Below are 19,139 nucleotides of genomic sequence, written 5' to 3' on the forward strand. Positions count from 1 at the left end.
AATAATGGATAAATAATAAAAGAAAGAACGATGAAAACGTATCAAGTTGACGAAAACGGGTATTATGGTGAGTTCGGAGGTGCATACATTCCCGAAATACTTCACCAGTGTGTGGAAGATTTACAAAAGAAGTACCTGGAAGTGCTGGAAAGCGACAGTTTCAAGAAAGAATTCGACCAGTTGCTCAGGGATTACGTCGGCCGTCCCTCCCCTCTTTACCTCGCCAAACGGCTGAGCGCGAAGTACGGCTGCAAGATTTACCTGAAACGGGAAGACCTGAACCATACCGGCGCGCATAAGATCAACAACACGGTCGGACAGATCCTCCTGGCCCGCCGGATGGGGAAAACCCGCATCATCGCCGAGACAGGAGCCGGGCAGCACGGCGTAGCGACCGCTACCGTCTGTGCGTTGATGAATATGGAATGTATCGTCTATATGGGTAAGACGGATGTGGAACGCCAACATGCCAACGTGCAGAAGATGGAGATGTTAGGCGCGACTGTCGTCCCCGTCACTTCCGGCAATATGACGCTGAAAGATGCGACCAACGAAGCGATACGCGACTGGTGTTGCCACCCCTCAGACACGTACTATATCATCGGATCGACCGTCGGACCGCACCCGTATCCGGATATGGTGGCACGTCTGCAATCCGTCATCAGCAAAGAAATTAAAAAGCAACTGTCAGAGCAGGAAGGGCGCGACTATCCCGATTACCTGATCGCCTGTGTAGGCGGAGGAAGCAACGCAGCGGGTACGATCTACCATTTTATCGATGACGAGCGGGTAAAAATCGTCCTTGCCGAGGCTGGCGGCCTGGGGATCACGACCGGACAAAGCGCTGCAACCATCCAGTTGGGGAAAAAAGGTATTATACATGGAGCGCGGACGCTTGTAATGCAAAATGAAGATGGACAGATCGAAGAGCCCTATTCCATCTCCGCCGGACTGGATTATCCCGGCATCGGACCGATCCATGCGAATCTCTCGGAGACACACCGCGCTACGATCCTCGCCGTCAATGATGATGAAGCGTTAGAAGCGGCTTTCGAACTTACGCGCATCGAAGGGATTATCCCGGCACTCGAAAGCGCACACGCGTTGGGGGCTTTGTCGAAGGTGAAATTCAAACCGGAAGATGTCGTCGTCCTGACTGTATCGGGCCGGGGAGACAAAGATATGGAAACTTACATCGATTATAAGAACAATATATGAATTATACATTTAAAACAATAAGCCGGAAGGTCCTCGGCGACCTCCATACGCCCGTCAGCATCTACTTGAAGGTACGGGATATTTATCCGGAATCGGCACTGCTGGAAAGCTCCGATTTTCATGGTAATGAAAACAGCCTTTCCTACATTGCGCTCTGCCCGCTGGCAAGCATCGGGATCAATAACGGGGAATGCACGGTTACCTTTCCCGATGGGCAAACTGAAGTTACCCCCCTGACAGAAACATTTAATGTTGCGGATGCCATGAATACCTTCCTGAAGCGCTTCACAGTTGAAGGACCCGACAAAAAGGTCTGCGGGCTATTCGGATATACTGCTTTCGACGCCGTCCGCTATTTCGAGAACATCCCGGTGATGGAGGCGCACCATGAGGAAAATGATGCACCCGATATGCTCTACATTCTTTATAAGTATGTCCTCGTCTTCAACCACTTCAAAAACGAACTGACGCTCGTCGAACTGCTACAGCCGGGAGAAAGCTCCAATCTTCAGGAGATAGAGGCGCTGATCGGGAACCGGAACTACGCTTCCTACAACTTCCAGGCCACCGGCCCTGAGACCTCTCCCATCAGCGGCGAGGAATATAAAGCGATGGTACGCGAAGGCATCCGTCATTGCCTCCGCGGGGACGTGTTCCAGATCGTACTCAGCCGCCGGTTCGAGCAACCGTTCAAGGGAGACGACTTCAAGGTCTACCGCGCCCTCCGGAGCATCAACCCTTCCCCCTACCTCTTTTACTTCGACTTCGGAGGGTTCCGTATCTTCGGCTCCTCACCCGAAACACACTGCAAAGTGGCGGACGGCCACGCAAGCATCGACCCGATTGCAGGCACAGCCTTCCGCACGGGAGACGTCGCACTCGACAGGCAGCGCACAGAGGCCTTGCTCGCCGATCCGAAAGAAAATGCCGAGCACGTGATGCTGGTCGACCTTGCCCGCAACGACCTGTCGCGTAACGCGCATGACGTACAGGTCGATTTCTACAAAGAGGTGCAGTACTACAGCCATGTCATCCACCTCGTGTCGCGTGTCAGCGGCGAGATCGAGGCCGGCAGCAACCCGGTGAAAACCTATATCGACACCTTCCCGGCCGGTACGCTGAGCGGAGCGCCCAAAGTACGCGCCATGCAACTGATCACGGAGATAGAGAAACACAACCGCGGCGCCTATGGCGGCTGCATCGGCTTTATCGGTTTCGACGGCGACCTGAACCAAGCCATCACGATCCGTACATTCGTCAGCCGCGGGAATGTCCTGTACTACCAGGCGGGAGCGGGAATTGTCGCCAAGAGCAATGACGAACGGGAGTTGCAGGAAGTAAACAATAAACTGGGAGCCTTGAAGAAGGCGATCGACCTGGCAACGACGTTGGTTAATTAATAATGAATAATGAATAATTGGGGGATGGGATAAATCAGAGATTCTTATTCTACCGGATTAATTTAAAAATGACGTATTATGAAAGTATTATTATTCGATAATTATGATTCCTTTACCTATAACCTATTGCACATACTGAAGGAATTGGGGGCGGATGTAGAGGTGCATCGCAATGACAAGATCACACTCGACGAGGTCGAACGTTTCGACAAGATCCTCCTCTCCCCCGGTCCGGGCATCCCGGAGGAGGCAGGCATCCTGCTGCCACTGATCCGCCGCTATGCACCGACCAAGAGCATCTTAGGGGTATGTCTCGGAGAACAGGCGATAGGCGAGGCTTTCGGGGCGACGCTTATCAACCTGACGGACGTGCACCACGGGGTTTGTTCCGATATCCGGATAAAGGCGAAAGAGCCGTTGTTTGCCGGCCTGGAACCCGGTTTCCGTGCGGGGCGCTACCACTCGTGGGCCGTATCGAAAGAGAATTTTCCGAACTGTTTGGAGATCACGGCCGAAGATGCGGAAGAGGGACAGATCATGGCACTGCGCCACCGCGAATACGATGTCCGCGGCATCCAGTTCCACCCCGAATCCGTCCTGACACCGAAGGGGAAGACGATCATACGGAACTGGATCTTGGGAATTGAAAATTGAAAATTGAAAGTTAAAATGAAAGATATATTATATAGATTGTTTGAGCACCAGTATCTGGGACGGGATGAGGCACGGACGATTCTTCAGAATATGGCCGGAGGGAAATATAATGATTCCCAGATTGCCAGTCTAATAACGGTGTACCTGATGCGTAACATCTCCGTCGAGGAGTTGGCAGGGTTCCGCGAGGCGTTGCTCGAGATGCGTGTCCCGGTGGATTTGTCGGAGTTCAGGCCGATCGACATCGTGGGGACGGGAGGCGACGGAAAGAATACGTTCAACATCAGCACGACCTCCTGCTTTGTCGTGGCAGGAGCCGGCTATAATGTCGTGAAGCACGGGAACTACGGGGCTACTTCGGTCAGCGGCGCCAGCAATGTGATGGAGCAGCACGGCGTGAAGTTTACCAACGACATCGACCGGTTGCGCCGTTCAATGGAGGCCTGCCGGATTGCTTACCTGCATGCCCCGCTGTTCAACCCGGCTTTGAAGGCCGTCGCCCCCGTGAGGAAGAGCTTAGGCGTACGTAGCTTCTTCAACATGCTCGGCCCGTTAGTCAACCCGGTGATGCCTGCCTACCAGTTGTTAGGCGTGTACAACCTGCCGTTGCTCCGCCTCTACAGCTACACCTACCAGGAGAGCGGGACGCGTTTTGCCGTCATACACAGCCTCGACGGGTACGACGAAATCTCGCTGACGGCGGAGTTCAAGGTAGCAATGCCCGAAAAAGAAAAGCTCTACACGCCGGAGATGTTAGGTTTCTCCCGCGCAACGGAAGCGGAACTGGACGGCGGCCAAACAGTAGCCGAAGCAGCCCGTATCTTCGATGCTGTCCTGAGCAACCGTGCCACCCGCGCACAAAAGAACTGCGTAATTGCCAACTCCGCCTTCGCCATCCAGGTCATCTGCCCTGAAAAAAGAATCACAGAATGCCTCGACGAAGCCCGCGAAGCCCTGGAAAGCGGCAAAGCCTTGCAAACATTCAACCGCTTCATCGAATTAAACAGCAAATGAACATCCCCAATATCCCGGATTGGGAGGAGATTATTTATAATATAGACAATAAATTATGAAAGATATATTACAAGACATCATTGCCAATAAGCACATCGAAGTGGAGCGGCAGAAGCAGGCCGTCAGCCTCCGGACCCTTTTGGGTCTGGGCGGCGAACGGATTGAACGCCCGACCCGTTCCATGCGGGCTTCCCTTGCCGCATCGCCGTCGGGGATTATTGCCGAGTTCAAGCGGAAAAGCCCTTCGAAAGGATGGTTGCATCCCGGTGCTGCCGTGGCCGACGTGTTGCCTGCTTATGAGAAGGGAGGGGCGGCTGCTTGCTCCGTCCTGACCGATCCGGACTTTTTCGGGGGTTCCTTAGGCGACCTGTGCAAAACACGCAGACTCGTGGACCTTCCTTTGCTGCGCAAAGACTTCATCATCGACGAATACCAGCTCTACCAGGCACGCGTGATGGGAGCCGACGCGGTGCTGCTGATCGCCGCCTGCCTCAGCGCGGAACAATGCCTTACGTTTGCAGAGCTGGCCCATACACTCGATATGGAGGTGCTGTTGGAAATCCATAGCGAGGAAGAGCTCGGCCACCTCAACGGCTATGTCGATATGCTGGGCGTAAATAACCGCAACCTCGGTACGTTCCATACCGAGATCGAAAACTCCTTCCGCCTGGCGGAGGCGATGCAAACGGTCACCCGTGAAAAGGGCCTTTCCCCCCTGTTAGTTTCAGAAAGCGGCATTTCGGTCACTGCCACCGTTGCGAAGCTCCGCAAAGCCGGTTTCCGCGGTTTCCTGATCGGCGAAACGTTTATGAAAACCGACAAGCCGGGCGACACCCTCGCACAATTCATAGGAGGACTGTCATGATCATCAAAGTATGCGGAATGCGCGACCCCGAAAACATACGGAAGGTCGCTTCCTTAGGGGTCAACTGGATAGGAGTAATATTCTTCGCGGGTTCCCCGCGAAGAATATTTGAAAATGGAAAATGGGAATACCGCTTGCCGCAATTTTCAATTCTCAATTCTCAATTAAAAACCGTTGGTGTTTTTGTTAATGCTTCTTTGGAAGAGATGACGGAGGCGGCAAGCGTTTTCCGGCTCGATTATCTGCAACTGCACGGGAATGAGACACCGGACGAGTGCCATGCGCTGCAGAAGCGCGGCTATTCGCTGATCAAAGCATTCCGGATTGCGACGGCGGACGATCTCTGCCAGACAGCTGGCTACGAAGGGCGTGTCGATTATTTCCTCTTCGACACCAAATGCGACGGTTATGGAGGTTCGGGCAAGCAATTCGACTGGTCTGTCCTCGAAAGCTACAAGGGAAGCACCCCTTTCCTTTTAAGCGGCGGCATACGTCCCGAAAGCGCCGCGGCGATACGCAGTTTCAGGCATCCCCGCCTTGCCGGGATCGACCTCAACAGCGGGTTCGAGATCGAACCGGGACTGAAAGATATCGAGAAACTAAAAATATTTATTAAAGAAATTCATAATGCATAAAGAAATGAACCGTATCACAAACTTATTCAACACAAAGAAAGACGGAATCCTCTCCGTCTTCTTCACCGCCGGATATCCGAACCTGGATGATACGACGAAGATATTAAAAGAGTTACAACACAAAGGGATCGACATGGTCGAGATAGGGATCCCCTTCTCCGACCCGATGGCAGACGGCCCCGTAATCCAAGAAGCCTCGACAGAGGCGCTCCGCAACGGGATGTCGCTGCACGTCCTGTTCGACCAGTTGAAGGACATCCGCAAGGAGGTACACATCCCCGTCATCCTGATGGGTTACCTGAATCCGGTCATGCAATTCGGCTTCGAAGCATTCTGCCGGAAATGCGTGGAAACGGGGGTAGACGGCATGATCATCCCCGACCTGCCTTTCGCCGACTACATGACGGACTATAAAGCCATCGCCGACCGCTACGACCTCAAAATGATCATGCTGATCACGCCCGAAACTTCCGAAGCGCGCATCCGCCTGATCGACGAGCATACGAGCGGTTTCATCTATATGGTATCGAGCGCCTCCACCACCGGGGCACAGCAGGATTTCGACAAGCAGAAACAGGCGTATTTCCACCGCATCGACAGGATGGGCCTCCGCAATCCGCGCTTAGTCGGTTTCGGCATATCGAATAAGGCCACTTTCGAGGCAGCCACCGCCAACTCATCCGGAGCCATCATCGGCAGCAAATTCATGCAATTGTTGAAAAGCGAACCGGCAATCGGAGGTGCCGTAGAGGCATTATTGGATGCTTTAAGACAATAATGCCTTATCGGATCGCCCCGCCGGAATGTTCTCCAATAAAAAACTATCAATGTAATGTCCCGACAGCTACTCTTTCAGAAAGAAAGTGCTGTCGGGGCATTACATTGATAGATTTATTAACTATTAGCTCCCGCCGGGACACAACAACAATAGTTTTTTTAACTATTACTCCTTGCTTAGGCTCCCGAAAACAGATTAATTAACAAAGAACCTCCTATCGGAAACAAGGGCAACGATTATTCCCTTCCGCCTCCCAGCGCCTGGTACAGGTTGATCACACCCTGTATTTCTGTAAATCGGTTGGCCACTTGCGTCAACTGCGCGTTCAGCAAACTCTGGCGGGCGGTCAGGACTTCCAGATAGGTCGTATTGCCGTACTGCATCGTCAGGGAGGTGCTTTCGTATGCTTTTTCGAGCGAAGCGATCTGCTTCTCATAAAGCCCGGCTTTATCCCGGGCAGTCTGGTACTTCACCAATGCATCGTTCACTTCCGATCCGGCATTGAGGAGAGCCTGCTGGAAACTCAGTTTGGCTTCCTCCTGCTGTGCTTTGGCAATCTTCAACTGGGCGATGTTCGCCCCCCGGTTGAACAAAGGCTGGGTGAGCGATCCGACAGCCGTCGCAAGGAATTTCCCGGGGTTGACAATCATGCTACCCGCCGAGTTTGTCCATCCCGCACTACCGCTCAGGACAATGGACGGATAGAACGCCGATCGCGCCTGGTTGGTAGCATAGAAAGCACTTTCGAGCGAATGTTCCGCGTTGCGCACATCCGGCCGGTTTGCAAGCATCTGCACCGGGATGCCGACAGCAAGGTGTTCGGGCAATGACTGTCCTTCCAACTTGCCGCGTACAATGCTGCGAGGACTTTCCGCAAGCAGCAGCGAGAGGCTGTTTTCAGTCTGGTTGATCTGCTCCTTCAGGTCGAGGATCGAGGTGGAGATGCTATAATAGGTAGCTTCCATCTGCGACACAGCGGCTTCGTTGGCGAGGCCGGCAGCCATCAAGGCGCGAGTGGCATCGACGGTTTCCTTCCAGGACTGTTGGGTACGCTCCGAGATGACAAGCTGTTCGTCGAGCATCAGCAAGGTGTAATAGACGTTGGCGATGCTGGAAACAAGCTGCGTCCGGACCGCCTGCCTGTAATCATGGCTTTGTTCGAGCAACGCTTTCGCCTGGCGCTTGGCGTTGCGCATACGGCCGAAGATATCCAACTCCCAACTGGCGGTGACGGGCACGGAATAGGTCTGCGTCGCCTTACCGCCGTCGAAGCTGCTCACCGTCCCTTGCGGGGCGAGGGCGAACGAGGGCAGGAAGGCCAGGCGGGAAGACATCAGCGTGGCCTCGGCCTCCTTGACGCGCCACTGGGCAGACTGAAGGTCGGTGTTGCTCTGCAAGCCCTGCTCGATCAGTTGCCGGAGATGCGGGTCGGTGAAGACATCCCGCCAGCCGAGGTTGGCAAGGTTGTCCGTACTGTCGGTGACGGCGGCTTCTTCTCCGTAGAGGTCTTCCGGAACTTCGGTTGCCGGTTTGTAATTCGTATAGATGCCGCAGCTGTTCAGTGCGAACGCTGCGACGGTTATGATCAGGATCTCTTTTCTCATTTCTTCTCTTCGTTTTTACTTTCTAAGTAACGTTCTCTCTCCTCCTTTGCTTCCGTGCATTCTTCCTGGATCTGCCAGTCGGCCGCCGGCTGGAACTGGATGGGACGAACCTTCTCTTGCAGATATTGGAATACGATGAACAAAGAAGGTACGATAAACAGCAACGCCAGCGTACCGATCAGCATACCTCCTACGGTTCCCGTGCCCAGCGAACTGTTTCCGTTCGCCCCTACTCCCGTCGCCACCATCAGGGGCAACAATCCGAACACCATCGTTCCGGCTGTCATCAGGATCGGGCGCAAACGGGCTTTGGCGGCTGAAAGGGCGGCCGAGGTCAGGCTCATCCCGGCTTTGCGGCGCTCGGCGGCGTACTCCGTCAGCAGGATGGCGGTCTTGGCAAGCAAACCGATCAGCATGATCAGACCTGTCTGCAAATAGATATTATTCTCCAACCCCATCATCCTGGCAAAAAGAAAAGATCCGGTCAAACCGAACGGAACGGCCAGCAACACCGCGAACGGGATCAGGAAACTTTCGTAAAGCGCACTTAGGATCAGGTAGATCATGAGGAAACAAATGCCGAAGATGATGATGGTCGTATTACTCTGGGTGTTCTCCTCGCGGGTGATTCCCCCGAAGTCATAGCCATAGCCTTTCGGAAGGGCTTGCACGGCTGTCTCCTGCACGGCGCGGATGGCGTCGCCGGTACTGTAGCCTTCCGCCGGCATCGCATTTACGGCTATGGAGTTGTACATGTTGAAGCGGCTCAACGACTCGGCTCCGTAACTGCGTGTCAGCGTCACGAACTGACTGAGCGGCGACATCTCGCCGTTGGACATACGCACGAAGATGTTGTCTAAGGAGGCCTCGTCGGCACGATATTTCGGGTCGGCCTGGATCATCACTTTGTAAACCTTCGAGAAGCGGTTGAAATTAGAGACATATTGGCCGCCGTAGTAACCCGACAGCGTGTTCAGCACGGCATCCGGCGTTATTCCGGCCCGTTTGCATTTCGAAGCGTCGATTTCAACGGTCCATTGCGGGTAGCGCACGTCGAAGGTCGAGTAGGCCATCGAGATTTCAGGACGCTGGTTCAGTGCCCCTAAGTATTGCTGAGTCGTCGTGAAGAAGGTACTGATGTCGCCGCCTTGTTTGTCCTGCATGTGCAGTTCCAAGGCGTTACCCATACCGTATCCGGGGATCATACCCGGCGAGATAGCAAAGACGCTGGCGTCTTTTATATCCGCCGTCATGCCGTAGACTTGTCTGATAACGGCTTGTACGTCTTCTCCTTTACCGGTACGTTCGTCCCACGGTTTCAGTTTAAGGATCAGCATACCGAAGGAGTTTCCCTGTCCGGCCAGTAGGCCGTAACCGGCTACTTTCTGGACATGCAATACCTGCGGGATGCCCTCCATGCGCTGCTCGATGCGTTCCATCACGTCGTTTGTCGTCTTCAGGGAGCTGCCGGCTGCCGTACTGACGTTTACAAAGACGACGCCCTGGTCTTCGTCGGGCACGAGACTCGTTTTTGTCGTGTTCATCAGGTATCCGAGCAGCACTACCGAACAGGCCAGAAGCGACCAGACCATCCATTTGCGTTTGATGAAGAACAGGACGCCTGTCTTATACTTCTCGATCATCGAGTCGAACGCCGCGTTGAAGGCTTTACGGAAGCGGGCGGCAAAATTATTGTTCTGCGTGCCGTCTTCATTGATATAGGGTTTGAGGAAAAGGGCACAGAGCGCCGGGCTCAACGTCAACGCGTTGACAGCCGATATGCCGACAGCCACCGCCATCGTCAGACCGAACTGGGTATAGAACGTACCCGAAGTGCCGCTCATAAACGAAACCGGAATAAATACTGCCATGAACACCAACGAGGAGGTGATAATGGCATTGCTGATCCCCTTCATCGCATCGATGCTGGCCATGTAGGAAGAGCGGTACCCGACGTCGAACCTCGCCTGCACCGCCTCGACGACGACAATCGCATCATCGACCACGGTTCCGATCACAAGCACCAATGCAAACAGAGTGATCAGGTTGATACTGAACCCGGCAATCGACATGAACGCAAACGTACCGATCAGCGAAACCACGATCCCGACCAGCGGAATAAACGTCGAACGGATATCCTGCAAGAACACATACACCACTAAGATAACCAACAGTATGGCTTCGAGCAATGTCTTTATCACTTCATGGATAGAGGCAAAGAGGAAGTCGTTGGAGCTCATTACCGGCGTCAGTTCTATGCCTTTCGGCAAGTCTTTGCGCGCTTCTTCCAGGAAAGCGTCGATATTCTGGTTCACCTCCGTGGCATTCGATCCGGCAGTCTGAAAGATCATGCAGGAAATACCGGGATGGCCGTCCATACCGCCGTGGTAGGCGTAGCTTTCTTCGCCCATCTCGATGTCGGCGATGGTCTTCAGCTTCAATACTTCGCCGTCCTCCGACGAACGGATCACGATTTCGCCGAATTCTTCGGGTGTGATCAGACGGCCTTTATACTTCATGGTGTACTGGTAGGTTTCGTCCGAATTTTCGCCGAACGATCCGGTTGCCGATTCGATGTTCTGCTCGGACAGCACCTGCGTCACGTCCGAAGGGATCAACTTATACTGGGCCATCACATCCGGTTTCATCCATATACGCATACTGTAGTCGCCGCCCATGATCATCATGTCGCCGACCCCCTGTATACGGAGGATGTTCGGCTTCAGGTTGATGCTGATGTAATTGGCGAGGGACTTCTCGTCATACGAATTGTCAGGGCTGTGGAGTGAGAACATCTGCAAGATACTGGTCTGGCGCTTGGAGGTCGTGATACCAACCTGCGTCACCTCGGCCGGCAACTGTCCAGTGGCTTTCGACACACGGTTCTGCACGTTGACGGCTGCCATATCCGGATCCGTCCCTTGCTTGAAATAGACGGTGATGCTGACGGTACCGGCGTTAGAGGCCGACGAAGTCATATACGTCATGTCCTCAACACCGTTTATCGCTTCCTCTAACGGAGCGACTACGCTCTTCAGCAACGTTTCGGCGCTTGCCCCGAAGTAGGTCGTGCTGACCTGGATCGTTGGCGGCGCAATGTCGGGATATTGTTCTACGGGCAATGTGAAAAGCCCGATGATGCCCACGACGACTATCGAAATAGAAATGACAGCCGACAGGATAGGGCGTTCTATAAAGGTTCTTAAATTCATTTTCATGTCTTAGTTTTGTTTTACTTTAATGGGAGTTCCTTCACGCAGCAAGCCGACGCCTTCCGCTACAATAACATCGCCTGCCAGCAATCCCTCGTCGACGATATACTCCCGGCCGCCGTTCACACGGGTTACGCTGACGGGAGCGGACTGTGCCTTGCCGTCCACGATCTTGTACACATACACCTTATCCTGTATCTCAAACGTGGTGGATTGCGGGATAACTAAGCTTCCTGTCTTGGCTACCGGCAGGACGACATTCCCCGAAGTCCCGCTATAGAGCAAGCCTTTTTCATTCGGGAAAACGGCCCGGAGGCTGACTGTACCGGTGTTCCGGTCGACCACGCCGCTGATCGTCTCGATCTTCCCTTTTTCTTCATACACCGATTGGTCGTTCAACATCAATTCCACATCCGGCATTTCCTTCAATGCCTCGGCCTTCGAACCATATTGGCGTGTCAGGGCAAGCAACTGGTTCTCCGTCATCGAGAAATACACGTACATATCCGAATTGTCCGAAACCGTAGTCAACGGCTGCGGCAAACTGGCACTCACCAACGCCCCGACGCGATAGGGCAAAGTACCGACCACTCCGTCGCACGGGCTTTTCACTTCCGTATAAGAGAGATTGTTACGGGCACTCAGTTCCTGGGCCTTCATCTGCGCTAATTGCGCCTTGGCGCTTAGCCAAGCGTTCTCGGAGGTCTTCAGGTCAAAATCGGAAACTACGTTGCGGGCACGGAGTTCCTTTTTACTGTCGTAAGTCAGTTTGGCTGTCGACAGCGAAGCAGTGGCGGCCTCGACATTCGCTTCGGCTGTCTGCAAGGCTGCCAGATAGGGCACCTGATCGATCACGAACAGCACCTGCCCGCGGCGCACTGCCTGCCCTTCTTCTACGCATAGCTTGGTTATAAAGCCCGATACCTGCGGATAGATATCGATATCCTGTCGCCCGCGAATTGTCGCCGAATAAGTTGTGGAGATCACCTTGTCGGAAGGTTGTACCTGCAACACTGCATACTCCGCTTCCATTCGTACCGACGGCGCTTGCTTGCAAGACACCACTAACACTGCGCAACTAATAATACCTAAGAGTTGCATCCATCTTTTGTTCATCATTGTCATTTTCCAATCTTTAATTCGCGGCAAAGGTAGATGTGATTCTTTGCTCTGCAGAGTTCAAGACGTAGCCTACATTGTTCAAAACCGGAACAATTATTCCGATTACCCAAAAAAGATCCTTACTTTTGTTCCAAAACAGAAATAAATATGGAAATATTACGCTTACCGGATAAAGAACCGTTCATCGCTAATGCGAATGAAGTGACAAACTTCCCCGTCAACCAGATAGCGAAGCTGGATGACATCACGATCTTTTTCTGCCATCGCGGAACGGCACGCCTCGAGATCGATCTTCAGTCTTATGAGATCGTAGAAAACACCCAACTCGTGATTCTACCCGGAAGTATCATCAATTATACGTACGTCAGCCCGGATTTCACGACTTCCTACATCCATTTCACCAAGACTCTGTTCGAGGAAATTACCTCCCGCCTCGATCCCTCTTTCTTTCACTTCCTGAAAGAACACCCCTGCATCATCGTACCGGAAGAACGAGTCAAACCGATCGTCGGCCTGACGCTTGCAATGGAGGATCTATACAAAGACAGGGACAACAACTTCCGTCTGCAGATATTCAAGAACTATGTACAAAACTTCCTCTTGGATTTCTACGACAAAACCCAGCATCTCTTCTTACAGAAGAAGCCCGACGGCCCGAACCGGCAGGAAGAGCTCTTCAAACGCTTCATCCGCCTGATCCATGCCCATTGCATAACCCAGCGGGAAGTCTCTTTTTATGCCGCCAAACTGTTCATCACTCCACGCTACCTGTCTTCTATCGTCCAGAATGTAACCGGCACTACTGCCAAAAACATCATCGACCGCCATGTCATCCTCGAAATCAAAGCGCTACTCCAATCGACAGACTTGAGCATACAGGAAATAGCAAACCAACTGCAATTCCCGGACCAGTCATTCTTCGGCCGGTATTTCAAAAAGCATACCGGCATCTCTCCGATAAACTACAGACGTAATCCCGGATAACCGGCTTCCGGTCCGTCCGCACGGAATTTTAGTTTCATGCGCATGAAACTTTTGTTTCCCCTGCATGAAAATTTTGTTTCTCGGGCATGAAACTGTTTTTATCTCCTACCTTATCCGATTATTCAAAGATTCATCGTATATTTGTCGTTAGGTTTAAAACCTTGTAAACTGTATATTAACAAGATTAATTCTATTAGTAAATGGGAAGAGTATTAGTGATTGGTGCAGGGGGCGTTAGTACCGTTGCTGTTAAGAAGATCGCGATGAACGCGGATGTCTTTACCGATATCATGGTTGCCAGCCGCACGAAAAGCAAGTGCGACAGGATCGCCGCCGATATTAAAAATGTAAAGGTACAAACAGCACAGGTCGATGCGGACAACGTGGAAGAACTCACCCGCTTGTTCAACTCCTTCAAACCGGACTTAGTGGTAAACCTGGCTTTGCCTTACCAGGACCTCCACATCATGGATGCCTGCCTGGCATACGGCGTCAGTTATCTCGACACGGCCAATTACGAACCGCTGGACGAAGCCAAATACCAATACAGCTGGCAGTGGGCATACAAGAAACGTTTCGAAGACGCCGGCCTGACAGCAATCCTCGGTTGCGGGTTCGATCCGGGTGTAACAGGTGTATATACGGCTTATGCGGCCAAACATCATTTCGATGAAATCCAATACCTGGATATTGTGGACTGCAACGCCGGCGACCACCACAAAGCATTTGCAACCAACTTCAATCCGGAAATCAATATCCGCGAGATCACCCAGCGGGGTAAATATTTCGAAAACGGGGAATGGAAGGAGACAGACCCGCTGTCCGTCCACAAACCTTTGAACTACCCGAACGTCGGCCCGAAAGAGTCTTACCTGATGTACCACGAAGAGCTGGAAAGTCTGACCAAGAACTTCCCGACAATCAAACGTGCCCGCTTCTGGATGACCTTCGGACAAGAATACCTGACTCACCTGCGTGTGATCCAGAATATCGGCATGGCCCGCATCGATCCGATCATCTATAACGGGCAGGAGATCGTTCCGATCCAGTTCCTGAAAGCCGTATTGCCGAATCCCGGCGATCTGGGTGAGAACTATACAGGCGAGACCTCCATCGGTTGCCGCATCCGTGGTATCAAGGATGGCAAGGAGATGACTTACTACGTATATAATAACTGTAGCCACCATGCCGCCTTCCTCGAAACAGGCGCACAGGGTGTAAGCTACACGACCGGCGTTCCGGCCATGATCGGCGCCAAGCTGTTCATGCAAGGCGTTTGGAAGAAACCGGGTGTTTGGAACGTAGAAGAGTTTGATCCCGATCCATTCATGAAGGAACTGAACGAACAAGGTCTGCCCTGGCACGAACTGTTCAACGTAGATCTGGAACTGTAAAAGAGAATGGGCAATATCTACAGGATACTACGTCTGGGTACACAAATCAAAAGCAGAAGGCTCAAATTATTGGGCCTCTGGTTGTTTCATGTGTTAGGCAAACGGTATATCGGAGTTTTCCTCGATCCGGTGCTGGCCTGTAACTTCCGCTGTAAAATGTGTTATTTCAGTGACGAAGAAAAGAGGAAAAGCCTGCGGGGTACCCTGAGATATGAAGAGATTGAAGCCATTGCCGGAAGCCTGTTCCACCGTGCCCTGAAACTTCAGGTAGGCTGCGGAGCGGAACCGACTCTGCATAAGGACCTGGTAAAGATCATCGCATTAGGCAAACGGTACGGCGTCCCTTACGTTTCACTTACGACAAACGGGAATCTGCTGACAAAAGAGCAGTTGACCGCTGCCGTGGAAAACGGACTGGATGAACTTACACTCTCGGCACACGGCTTTACACGCGAAACTTACGAATATCTGATGACGAACGGCAAATTCGACCTGTTCCGCAGGCTGCTTGCCAACGTTGCAGAAGTAAAGAAACAGCATCCGCAATTCAAGTTGCGTATCAACTATACGATCAACAACGACAACCTCGAAGAACTGAGCCGGATATGGGAAGTTGCCGGCGACGAACTGGATATCCTGCAACTCCGCCCGATCCAGAAGATCGGAGAAAGCGAATATCAGGATTTCGACCTGACAAATATCTATGCGAGGTATGATGCCGTCTTGGTTCCGCTCATCGAGGAATGCCGCCGCAGGCATATCACCTGCCTGGCTCCCGACAAGCAGAACATCATCGTACTAAAGGAAAACGAGGCGGATGACAACAGTATCGAAAAGATTACATACTGTTACGTATCTCCCCAAGAATGCTGGCAAGACGATTTCGATTACCGGAAAGAGACATTCGAATCATACGCCGCCGCACATCACATGGGAAGAAAACTGTTCGGGAAAGTCTTCGGACGAAGAGCCCGCAGGAAAGCGGATGTAACGCGCAAAATGAACTATAACATCAAGTAAAATAAATATATGGCAATACAAATAGGTGATAAAGCTCCCGAGGTATTGGGACTCGACCAGAACGGGAAAGAGATAAAGCTGAGCGACTTCAAAGGAAAGAAGCTGGCGCTCTATTTCTACCCGAAAGACAACACCAGCGGTTGCACAGCAGAAGCATGCAGCCTCCGGGACGGCTATCAAGACTTACTGGATGCCGGCTACGCAGTGGTTGGCGTCAGCAAGGACAGCGCCAAGTCCCATCAGGGTTTTATCGCAAAACAAGAACTTCCTTTCAGCCTCATCGCTGATACGGATACAACCCTGCAACAGCAGTTCGGGGTTTGGGCAGAAAAAAAATTGTACGGACGTTCATACATGGGGACTCTCCGCACCACCTTTATTATTGATGAGAACGGCATCGTGACCAATATCATCGGCCCGAAAGAGGTGAAGACTAAAGACCATGCAAATCAAATCCTTAATCTATAAAAGGAAATGGCAAAAGAAGATTTATTCGAAGAAGGCAAGCAGCCTGCAGCCGAGAAACCGGCTGTAAACGCAGACAAGTTAAAAGCGCTCCGTGCAGCAATGGACAAGATTGAAAAGAGCTACGGAAAAGGTTCGATCATGAAGCTGGGCGACGAAAGCGTTGAAAATATCGAAGTGATCCCGACAGGCTCCATCGCCCTGAACGCTGCATTGGGCGTTGGCGGTTACCCCAAAGGACGTGTGATCGAAATCTACGGACCGGAATCGTCCGGTAAGACAACTCTGGCGATCCATGCAATCGCCGAAGCGCAGAAGGCCGGTGGTATCGCTGCATTTATCGATGCGGAACATGCTTTCGACCGTTTCTATGCAGAGAAGTTGGGAGTAGATGTCGAGAACCTCTGGATCTCCCAGCCGGATAATGGCGAGCAAGCGCTGGAAATTGCCGAGCAGCTGATCCGTTCGTCCGCCGTCGACATTGTCGTAATAGACTCGGTTGCAGCTTTGACTCCTAAAGCCGAAATCGAAGGCGACATGGGAGACAGCAAAATGGGATTGCAAGCACGTTTGATGTCTCAGGCGCTCCGTAAGTTGACGGCAGCAATCAACAAGACAAACACGACTTGTATATTCATCAACCAGTTACGCGACAAGATCGGTGTAATGTTCGGCAACCCCGAAACGACTACCGGTGGTAACGCCCTGAAATTCTATGCTTCCGTACGTCTGGATATCCGAAGCATCGGCAAGTTGAAAGACGGCGACGAGATAAAAGGTAACCAGGTCCGCGTTAAAGTAGTCAAGAACAAGGTAGCCCCTCCTTTCCGCAAGGCAGAGTTCGACATCATGTTCGGCGAAGGCATCTCCAAAGCCGGTGAAATCATCGACCTGGGTGCAGAACTGAACATCATCAAAAAAAGCGGCTCTTGGTACAGCTACAACGACACCAAGCTGGGACAGGGACGTGATGCAGCCAAACAATGCGTTGCTGACAATCCCGAACTGGCAGACGAACTGTCCGGCCTGATATTTGAAGCGTTAAAAGGATAAAATCAGTTTACCTCAACCCAGGGTCCATGCCCTGGGCTGAGTATTGCCGGGCTTACAGCTGTTAAACCCACCGATAAATCACCATCTTGCAAAACTTAAATCATTCATGAACATGAAAGACAAATACCATTTGCTTTGTAACACAGAAACAAGTATTCCCATCTTTTCCCGTGACTGGTGGCTCGATACGGTTTGTGGCAAAGATAAATGGGAAGTCTTACTGGTTGAAGAAAGAGAGAGAGTTACGGCAGCAATGCCCCTCTACATACCCCGGCAGGGAATTATCTCGATGCCCTCTTACACACAAACAATGGGTCCCTGGTTCGCACCGGAATCCGGCGATACCAAATACACCAAAGCATTAGGTCGCCGGCAAGCCTTATGCAAGCAACTGTTAAACGCGCTTAAACCCTATTCGCATTTCCTGCAAAATTTCCATTACGGAATCACCGACTGGCTGCCTTTTTACTGGGAAGGTTACCGGCAGACAACACGCTACACCTATCTGCTGAAAGATATTCGAGACACAGATGCGATCCTGGAAAACATGAGTTCCAACATCCGCCGGAACATCACTAAAGCCAGGGACAAATACCACATCACGGTAAAAAAAGGAATTTCTATCGAAGAGTTCTTGCAGGTGCAGGCACAGACATTCGAACGTCAGCAGGTCATAAACAAAGAAGATACGGAGATCCTGGTCAAACTGATCGACATCTGCCGCAAACGGAACCAGGGGGATTTATGGGGCGGCTATGACGAACAAGGGCGTTTGCATGCAGTCGCCTTTATCGTCTGGCAAGAAAGTTCCGCCTGGTATCTGGCCGGTGGAGGTGATCCGGCTCTACGGGAGTCCGGTGCGCACAGCTTGATCTTATGGGAATGCATCCGTTACGTTTCGCAATTCACGAACGTATTCGACTTCGAAGGTTCCATGATTCCGGGAGTCGAACGCTTTTTCCGCGAATTCGGTGCAATTCAAACCCCCTTCTTCACAATAACCAGAGGAAAATTAAGTTTATTAAATAGAGCCTGTCTAAAAATAGGAAGGATAATAAACAGATAGACAATTTATGATACTGAACAGTTATAATAATATATTGGTCTTGGCTCCCCATACGGATGACGGGGAATTAGGGTTAGGAGGAACCATAAGCAAACTCATCGAACTGGGAAAGAAAGTAACTTATGTCGCTTTTTCCACTGCCCAGCAGTCCGTACCCGAAGGTTTCCCGAAAGATATCCTGAAGACGGAAGTCAAGAAGGCTACCGCCCAATTGGGGATATTGCCGGAAAACCTCATCATCTACAATTACGAAGTCCGTAAGCTCGGATACGTCCGGCAGGAGATATTGGAAGAACTGATCCGCCTCAAAAAGGCGAACAACTTCGACCTGGTCTTCATTCCAAGCCTGCACGACATCCACCAGGACCATACGACAATCGCCCAGGAAGGTCTACGGGCTTTCAAAAACACTACATTACTGGGTTACGAGCTGATCTGGAACAATCTGACGTTTAATACGCAATGCTTCGTCGAACTAAACAGGGAACACATTCAGGCTAAGGTCGAAGCATTGAAAGCATACGAATCACAAGGAGCACGCGACTACCTATCCGAAGAGTTCATCTTTTCACTGGCAAAAACACGTGGCGTACAAGCCGGCTGTCCTTTTGCAGAAGCATTCGAGGTGGTCCGTCTGTTCCTGTAAAGCCGTAAA

General features: G+C 51.8%; 17 protein-coding genes. 14 read left to right on the plus strand and 3 right to left on the minus strand.

Annotated features, from left to right (window positions below; translation table 11 throughout):
* The first annotated feature begins 30 nt into the window (after window positions 1-30).
* From trpB to trpA, 7 genes are all read left to right on the plus strand, one after another.
* Window positions 31-1,218 carry a tryptophan synthase subunit beta gene (trpB, locus tag ACPYIV_RS08675; RefSeq protein ID WP_293733513.1) on the plus strand — a complete coding sequence of 396 codons (1,188 nt, stop codon included), beginning with the start codon at window positions 31-33 and terminating at the stop codon, window positions 1,216-1,218.
* Window positions 1,215-2,618, plus strand: a complete 1,404-nt coding sequence (locus tag ACPYIV_RS08680) for an anthranilate synthase component I family protein (RefSeq protein WP_425886352.1) — start codon at window positions 1,215-1,217, stop codon at window positions 2,616-2,618. Before trpB ends, ACPYIV_RS08680 begins: the two co-directional genes overlap by 4 nt.
* A 78-nt stretch (window positions 2,619-2,696) precedes the next feature.
* The gene (locus ACPYIV_RS08685) at window positions 2,697-3,272 is read left to right on the plus strand and encodes an anthranilate synthase component II (RefSeq protein ID WP_425886353.1); all 576 of its coding nucleotides are present in this window, start codon (window positions 2,697-2,699) and stop codon (window positions 3,270-3,272) included.
* Window positions 3,273-3,287: 15 nt separating this feature from the next.
* The gene (trpD, locus tag ACPYIV_RS08690; protein ID WP_293733510.1) at window positions 3,288-4,286 is read left to right on the plus strand and encodes an anthranilate phosphoribosyltransferase; all 999 of its coding nucleotides are present in this window, start codon (window positions 3,288-3,290) and stop codon (window positions 4,284-4,286) included.
* Between the two features lie 55 nt (window positions 4,287-4,341).
* Window positions 4,342-5,151 (plus strand): indole-3-glycerol phosphate synthase TrpC, encoded by an 810-nt coding sequence (trpC, locus tag ACPYIV_RS08695; RefSeq protein ID WP_300761822.1) that lies wholly within the window; start codon window positions 4,342-4,344, stop codon window positions 5,149-5,151.
* Entirely contained in the window at window positions 5,148-5,786 is a 639-nt protein-coding gene (locus tag ACPYIV_RS08700) for a phosphoribosylanthranilate isomerase (RefSeq protein ID WP_425886354.1), read from the plus strand. The genes trpC and ACPYIV_RS08700 overlap by 4 nt, the downstream gene beginning before the upstream one ends.
* 4 nt (window positions 5,787-5,790) lie before the next feature.
* Window positions 5,791-6,564 carry a tryptophan synthase subunit alpha gene (gene trpA, locus ACPYIV_RS08705; RefSeq protein WP_425886510.1) on the plus strand — a complete coding sequence of 258 codons (774 nt, stop codon included), beginning with the start codon at window positions 5,791-5,793 and terminating at the stop codon, window positions 6,562-6,564.
* A gap of 236 nt (window positions 6,565-6,800) precedes the next feature.
* On the opposite strand, the gene ACPYIV_RS08710 is transcribed toward trpA, so the two are convergent.
* Genes ACPYIV_RS08710 through ACPYIV_RS08720 form a run of 3 tightly spaced genes read right to left on the minus strand, consistent with a single transcriptional unit; the run spans window position 6,801 to window position 12,505 of the window.
* Entirely contained in the window at window positions 6,801-8,168 is a 1,368-nt protein-coding gene (locus tag ACPYIV_RS08710) for a TolC family protein (protein WP_425886355.1), read from the minus strand.
* The gene (locus ACPYIV_RS08715) at window positions 8,165-11,380 is read right to left on the minus strand and encodes an efflux RND transporter permease subunit (protein WP_425886511.1); all 3,216 of its coding nucleotides are present in this window, start codon (window positions 11,378-11,380) and stop codon (window positions 8,165-8,167) included. Before ACPYIV_RS08715 ends, ACPYIV_RS08710 begins: the two co-directional genes overlap by 4 nt.
* A gap of 9 nt (window positions 11,381-11,389) precedes the next feature.
* A complete protein-coding gene (locus ACPYIV_RS08720; RefSeq protein WP_425886357.1) occupies window positions 11,390-12,505 on the minus strand; it encodes an efflux RND transporter periplasmic adaptor subunit in 1,116 nt (371 codons plus the stop codon).
* A 144-nt stretch (window positions 12,506-12,649) separates the two neighbouring features.
* On the opposite strand from ACPYIV_RS08720, the gene ACPYIV_RS08725 reads away from it, so the two are divergent.
* The 7 genes from ACPYIV_RS08725 to ACPYIV_RS08755 all read left to right on the plus strand — a co-directional run bounded on the left by ACPYIV_RS08725 (window position 12,650) and on the right by ACPYIV_RS08755 (window position 19,130).
* Entirely contained in the window at window positions 12,650-13,486 is an 837-nt protein-coding gene (locus tag ACPYIV_RS08725; protein ID WP_293733504.1) for an AraC family transcriptional regulator, read from the plus strand.
* Window positions 13,487-13,686: 200 nt separating this feature from the next.
* Window positions 13,687-14,880, plus strand: coding sequence for a saccharopine dehydrogenase family protein (locus tag ACPYIV_RS08730; protein ID WP_293734920.1), 1,194 nt, complete (start codon window positions 13,687-13,689; stop codon window positions 14,878-14,880).
* Between the two features lie 6 nt (window positions 14,881-14,886).
* On the plus strand, window positions 14,887-15,900 hold the full coding sequence (locus ACPYIV_RS08735; protein WP_293734919.1) for a radical SAM protein: 1,014 nt from the start codon (window positions 14,887-14,889) through the stop codon (window positions 15,898-15,900).
* 9 nt (window positions 15,901-15,909) lie between these two features.
* Window positions 15,910-16,368 carry a thioredoxin-dependent thiol peroxidase gene (gene bcp, locus ACPYIV_RS08740; protein ID WP_293734918.1) on the plus strand — a complete coding sequence of 153 codons (459 nt, stop codon included), beginning with the start codon at window positions 15,910-15,912 and terminating at the stop codon, window positions 16,366-16,368.
* Window positions 16,369-16,374: 6 nt separating this feature from the next.
* Window positions 16,375-17,418 carry a recombinase RecA gene (recA, locus tag ACPYIV_RS08745; protein WP_293734917.1) on the plus strand — a complete coding sequence of 348 codons (1,044 nt, stop codon included), beginning with the start codon at window positions 16,375-16,377 and terminating at the stop codon, window positions 17,416-17,418.
* Between the two features lie 106 nt (window positions 17,419-17,524).
* Window positions 17,525-18,484 carry a GNAT family N-acetyltransferase gene (locus ACPYIV_RS08750; RefSeq protein WP_301202007.1) on the plus strand — a complete coding sequence of 320 codons (960 nt, stop codon included), beginning with the start codon at window positions 17,525-17,527 and terminating at the stop codon, window positions 18,482-18,484.
* Window positions 18,485-18,491: 7 nt separating this feature from the next.
* A complete protein-coding gene (locus ACPYIV_RS08755) occupies window positions 18,492-19,130 on the plus strand; it encodes a PIG-L deacetylase family protein (RefSeq protein WP_425886360.1) in 639 nt (212 codons plus the stop codon).
* The last annotated feature ends 9 nt before the right edge of the window (window positions 19,131-19,139 follow it).

The organism is Parabacteroides vesiculifaciens, assembly GCF_049860805.1.
Classification (GTDB): Bacteria; Bacteroidota; Bacteroidia; order Bacteroidales; family Tannerellaceae; genus Parabacteroides.

Excerpts from the sequence above, each read along its gene's own strand:
- ACPYIV_RS08730 (WP_293734920.1), top strand. The coding sequence starts at position 13,687 with ATGGGAAGAGTATTAGTGATTGGTGCAGGGGGCGTTAGTACCGTTGCT.
- ACPYIV_RS08700 (WP_425886354.1), top strand. The coding sequence starts at position 5,148 with ATGATCATCAAAGTATGCGGAATGCGCGACCCCGAAAACATACGGAAG.
- ACPYIV_RS08755 (WP_425886360.1), top strand. The coding sequence starts at position 18,492 with ATGATACTGAACAGTTATAATAATATATTGGTCTTGGCTCCCCATACG.
- ACPYIV_RS08725 (WP_293733504.1), top strand. The coding sequence starts at position 12,650 with ATGGAAATATTACGCTTACCGGATAAAGAACCGTTCATCGCTAATGCG.
- recA (WP_293734917.1), top strand. The coding sequence starts at position 16,375 with ATGGCAAAAGAAGATTTATTCGAAGAAGGCAAGCAGCCTGCAGCCGAG.
- trpD (WP_293733510.1), top strand. The coding sequence starts at position 3,288 with ATGAAAGATATATTATATAGATTGTTTGAGCACCAGTATCTGGGACGG.
- trpA (WP_425886510.1), top strand. The coding sequence starts at position 5,791 with ATGAACCGTATCACAAACTTATTCAACACAAAGAAAGACGGAATCCTC.
- ACPYIV_RS08720 (WP_425886357.1), bottom strand. The coding sequence starts at position 12,505 with ATGACAATGATGAACAAAAGATGGATGCAACTCTTAGGTATTATTAGT.
- ACPYIV_RS08685 (WP_425886353.1), top strand. The coding sequence starts at position 2,697 with ATGAAAGTATTATTATTCGATAATTATGATTCCTTTACCTATAACCTA.
- trpC (WP_300761822.1), top strand. The coding sequence starts at position 4,342 with ATGAAAGATATATTACAAGACATCATTGCCAATAAGCACATCGAAGTG.
- ACPYIV_RS08710 (WP_425886355.1), bottom strand. The coding sequence starts at position 8,168 with ATGAGAAAAGAGATCCTGATCATAACCGTCGCAGCGTTCGCACTGAAC.
- ACPYIV_RS08680 (WP_425886352.1), top strand. The coding sequence starts at position 1,215 with ATGAATTATACATTTAAAACAATAAGCCGGAAGGTCCTCGGCGACCTC.
- ACPYIV_RS08715 (WP_425886511.1), bottom strand. The coding sequence starts at position 11,380 with ATGAATTTAAGAACCTTTATAGAACGCCCTATCCTGTCGGCTGTCATT.
- ACPYIV_RS08750 (WP_301202007.1), top strand. The coding sequence starts at position 17,525 with ATGAACATGAAAGACAAATACCATTTGCTTTGTAACACAGAAACAAGT.
- bcp (WP_293734918.1), top strand. The coding sequence starts at position 15,910 with ATGGCAATACAAATAGGTGATAAAGCTCCCGAGGTATTGGGACTCGAC.
- trpB (WP_293733513.1), top strand. The coding sequence starts at position 31 with ATGAAAACGTATCAAGTTGACGAAAACGGGTATTATGGTGAGTTCGGA.
- ACPYIV_RS08735 (WP_293734919.1), top strand. The coding sequence starts at position 14,887 with ATGGGCAATATCTACAGGATACTACGTCTGGGTACACAAATCAAAAGC.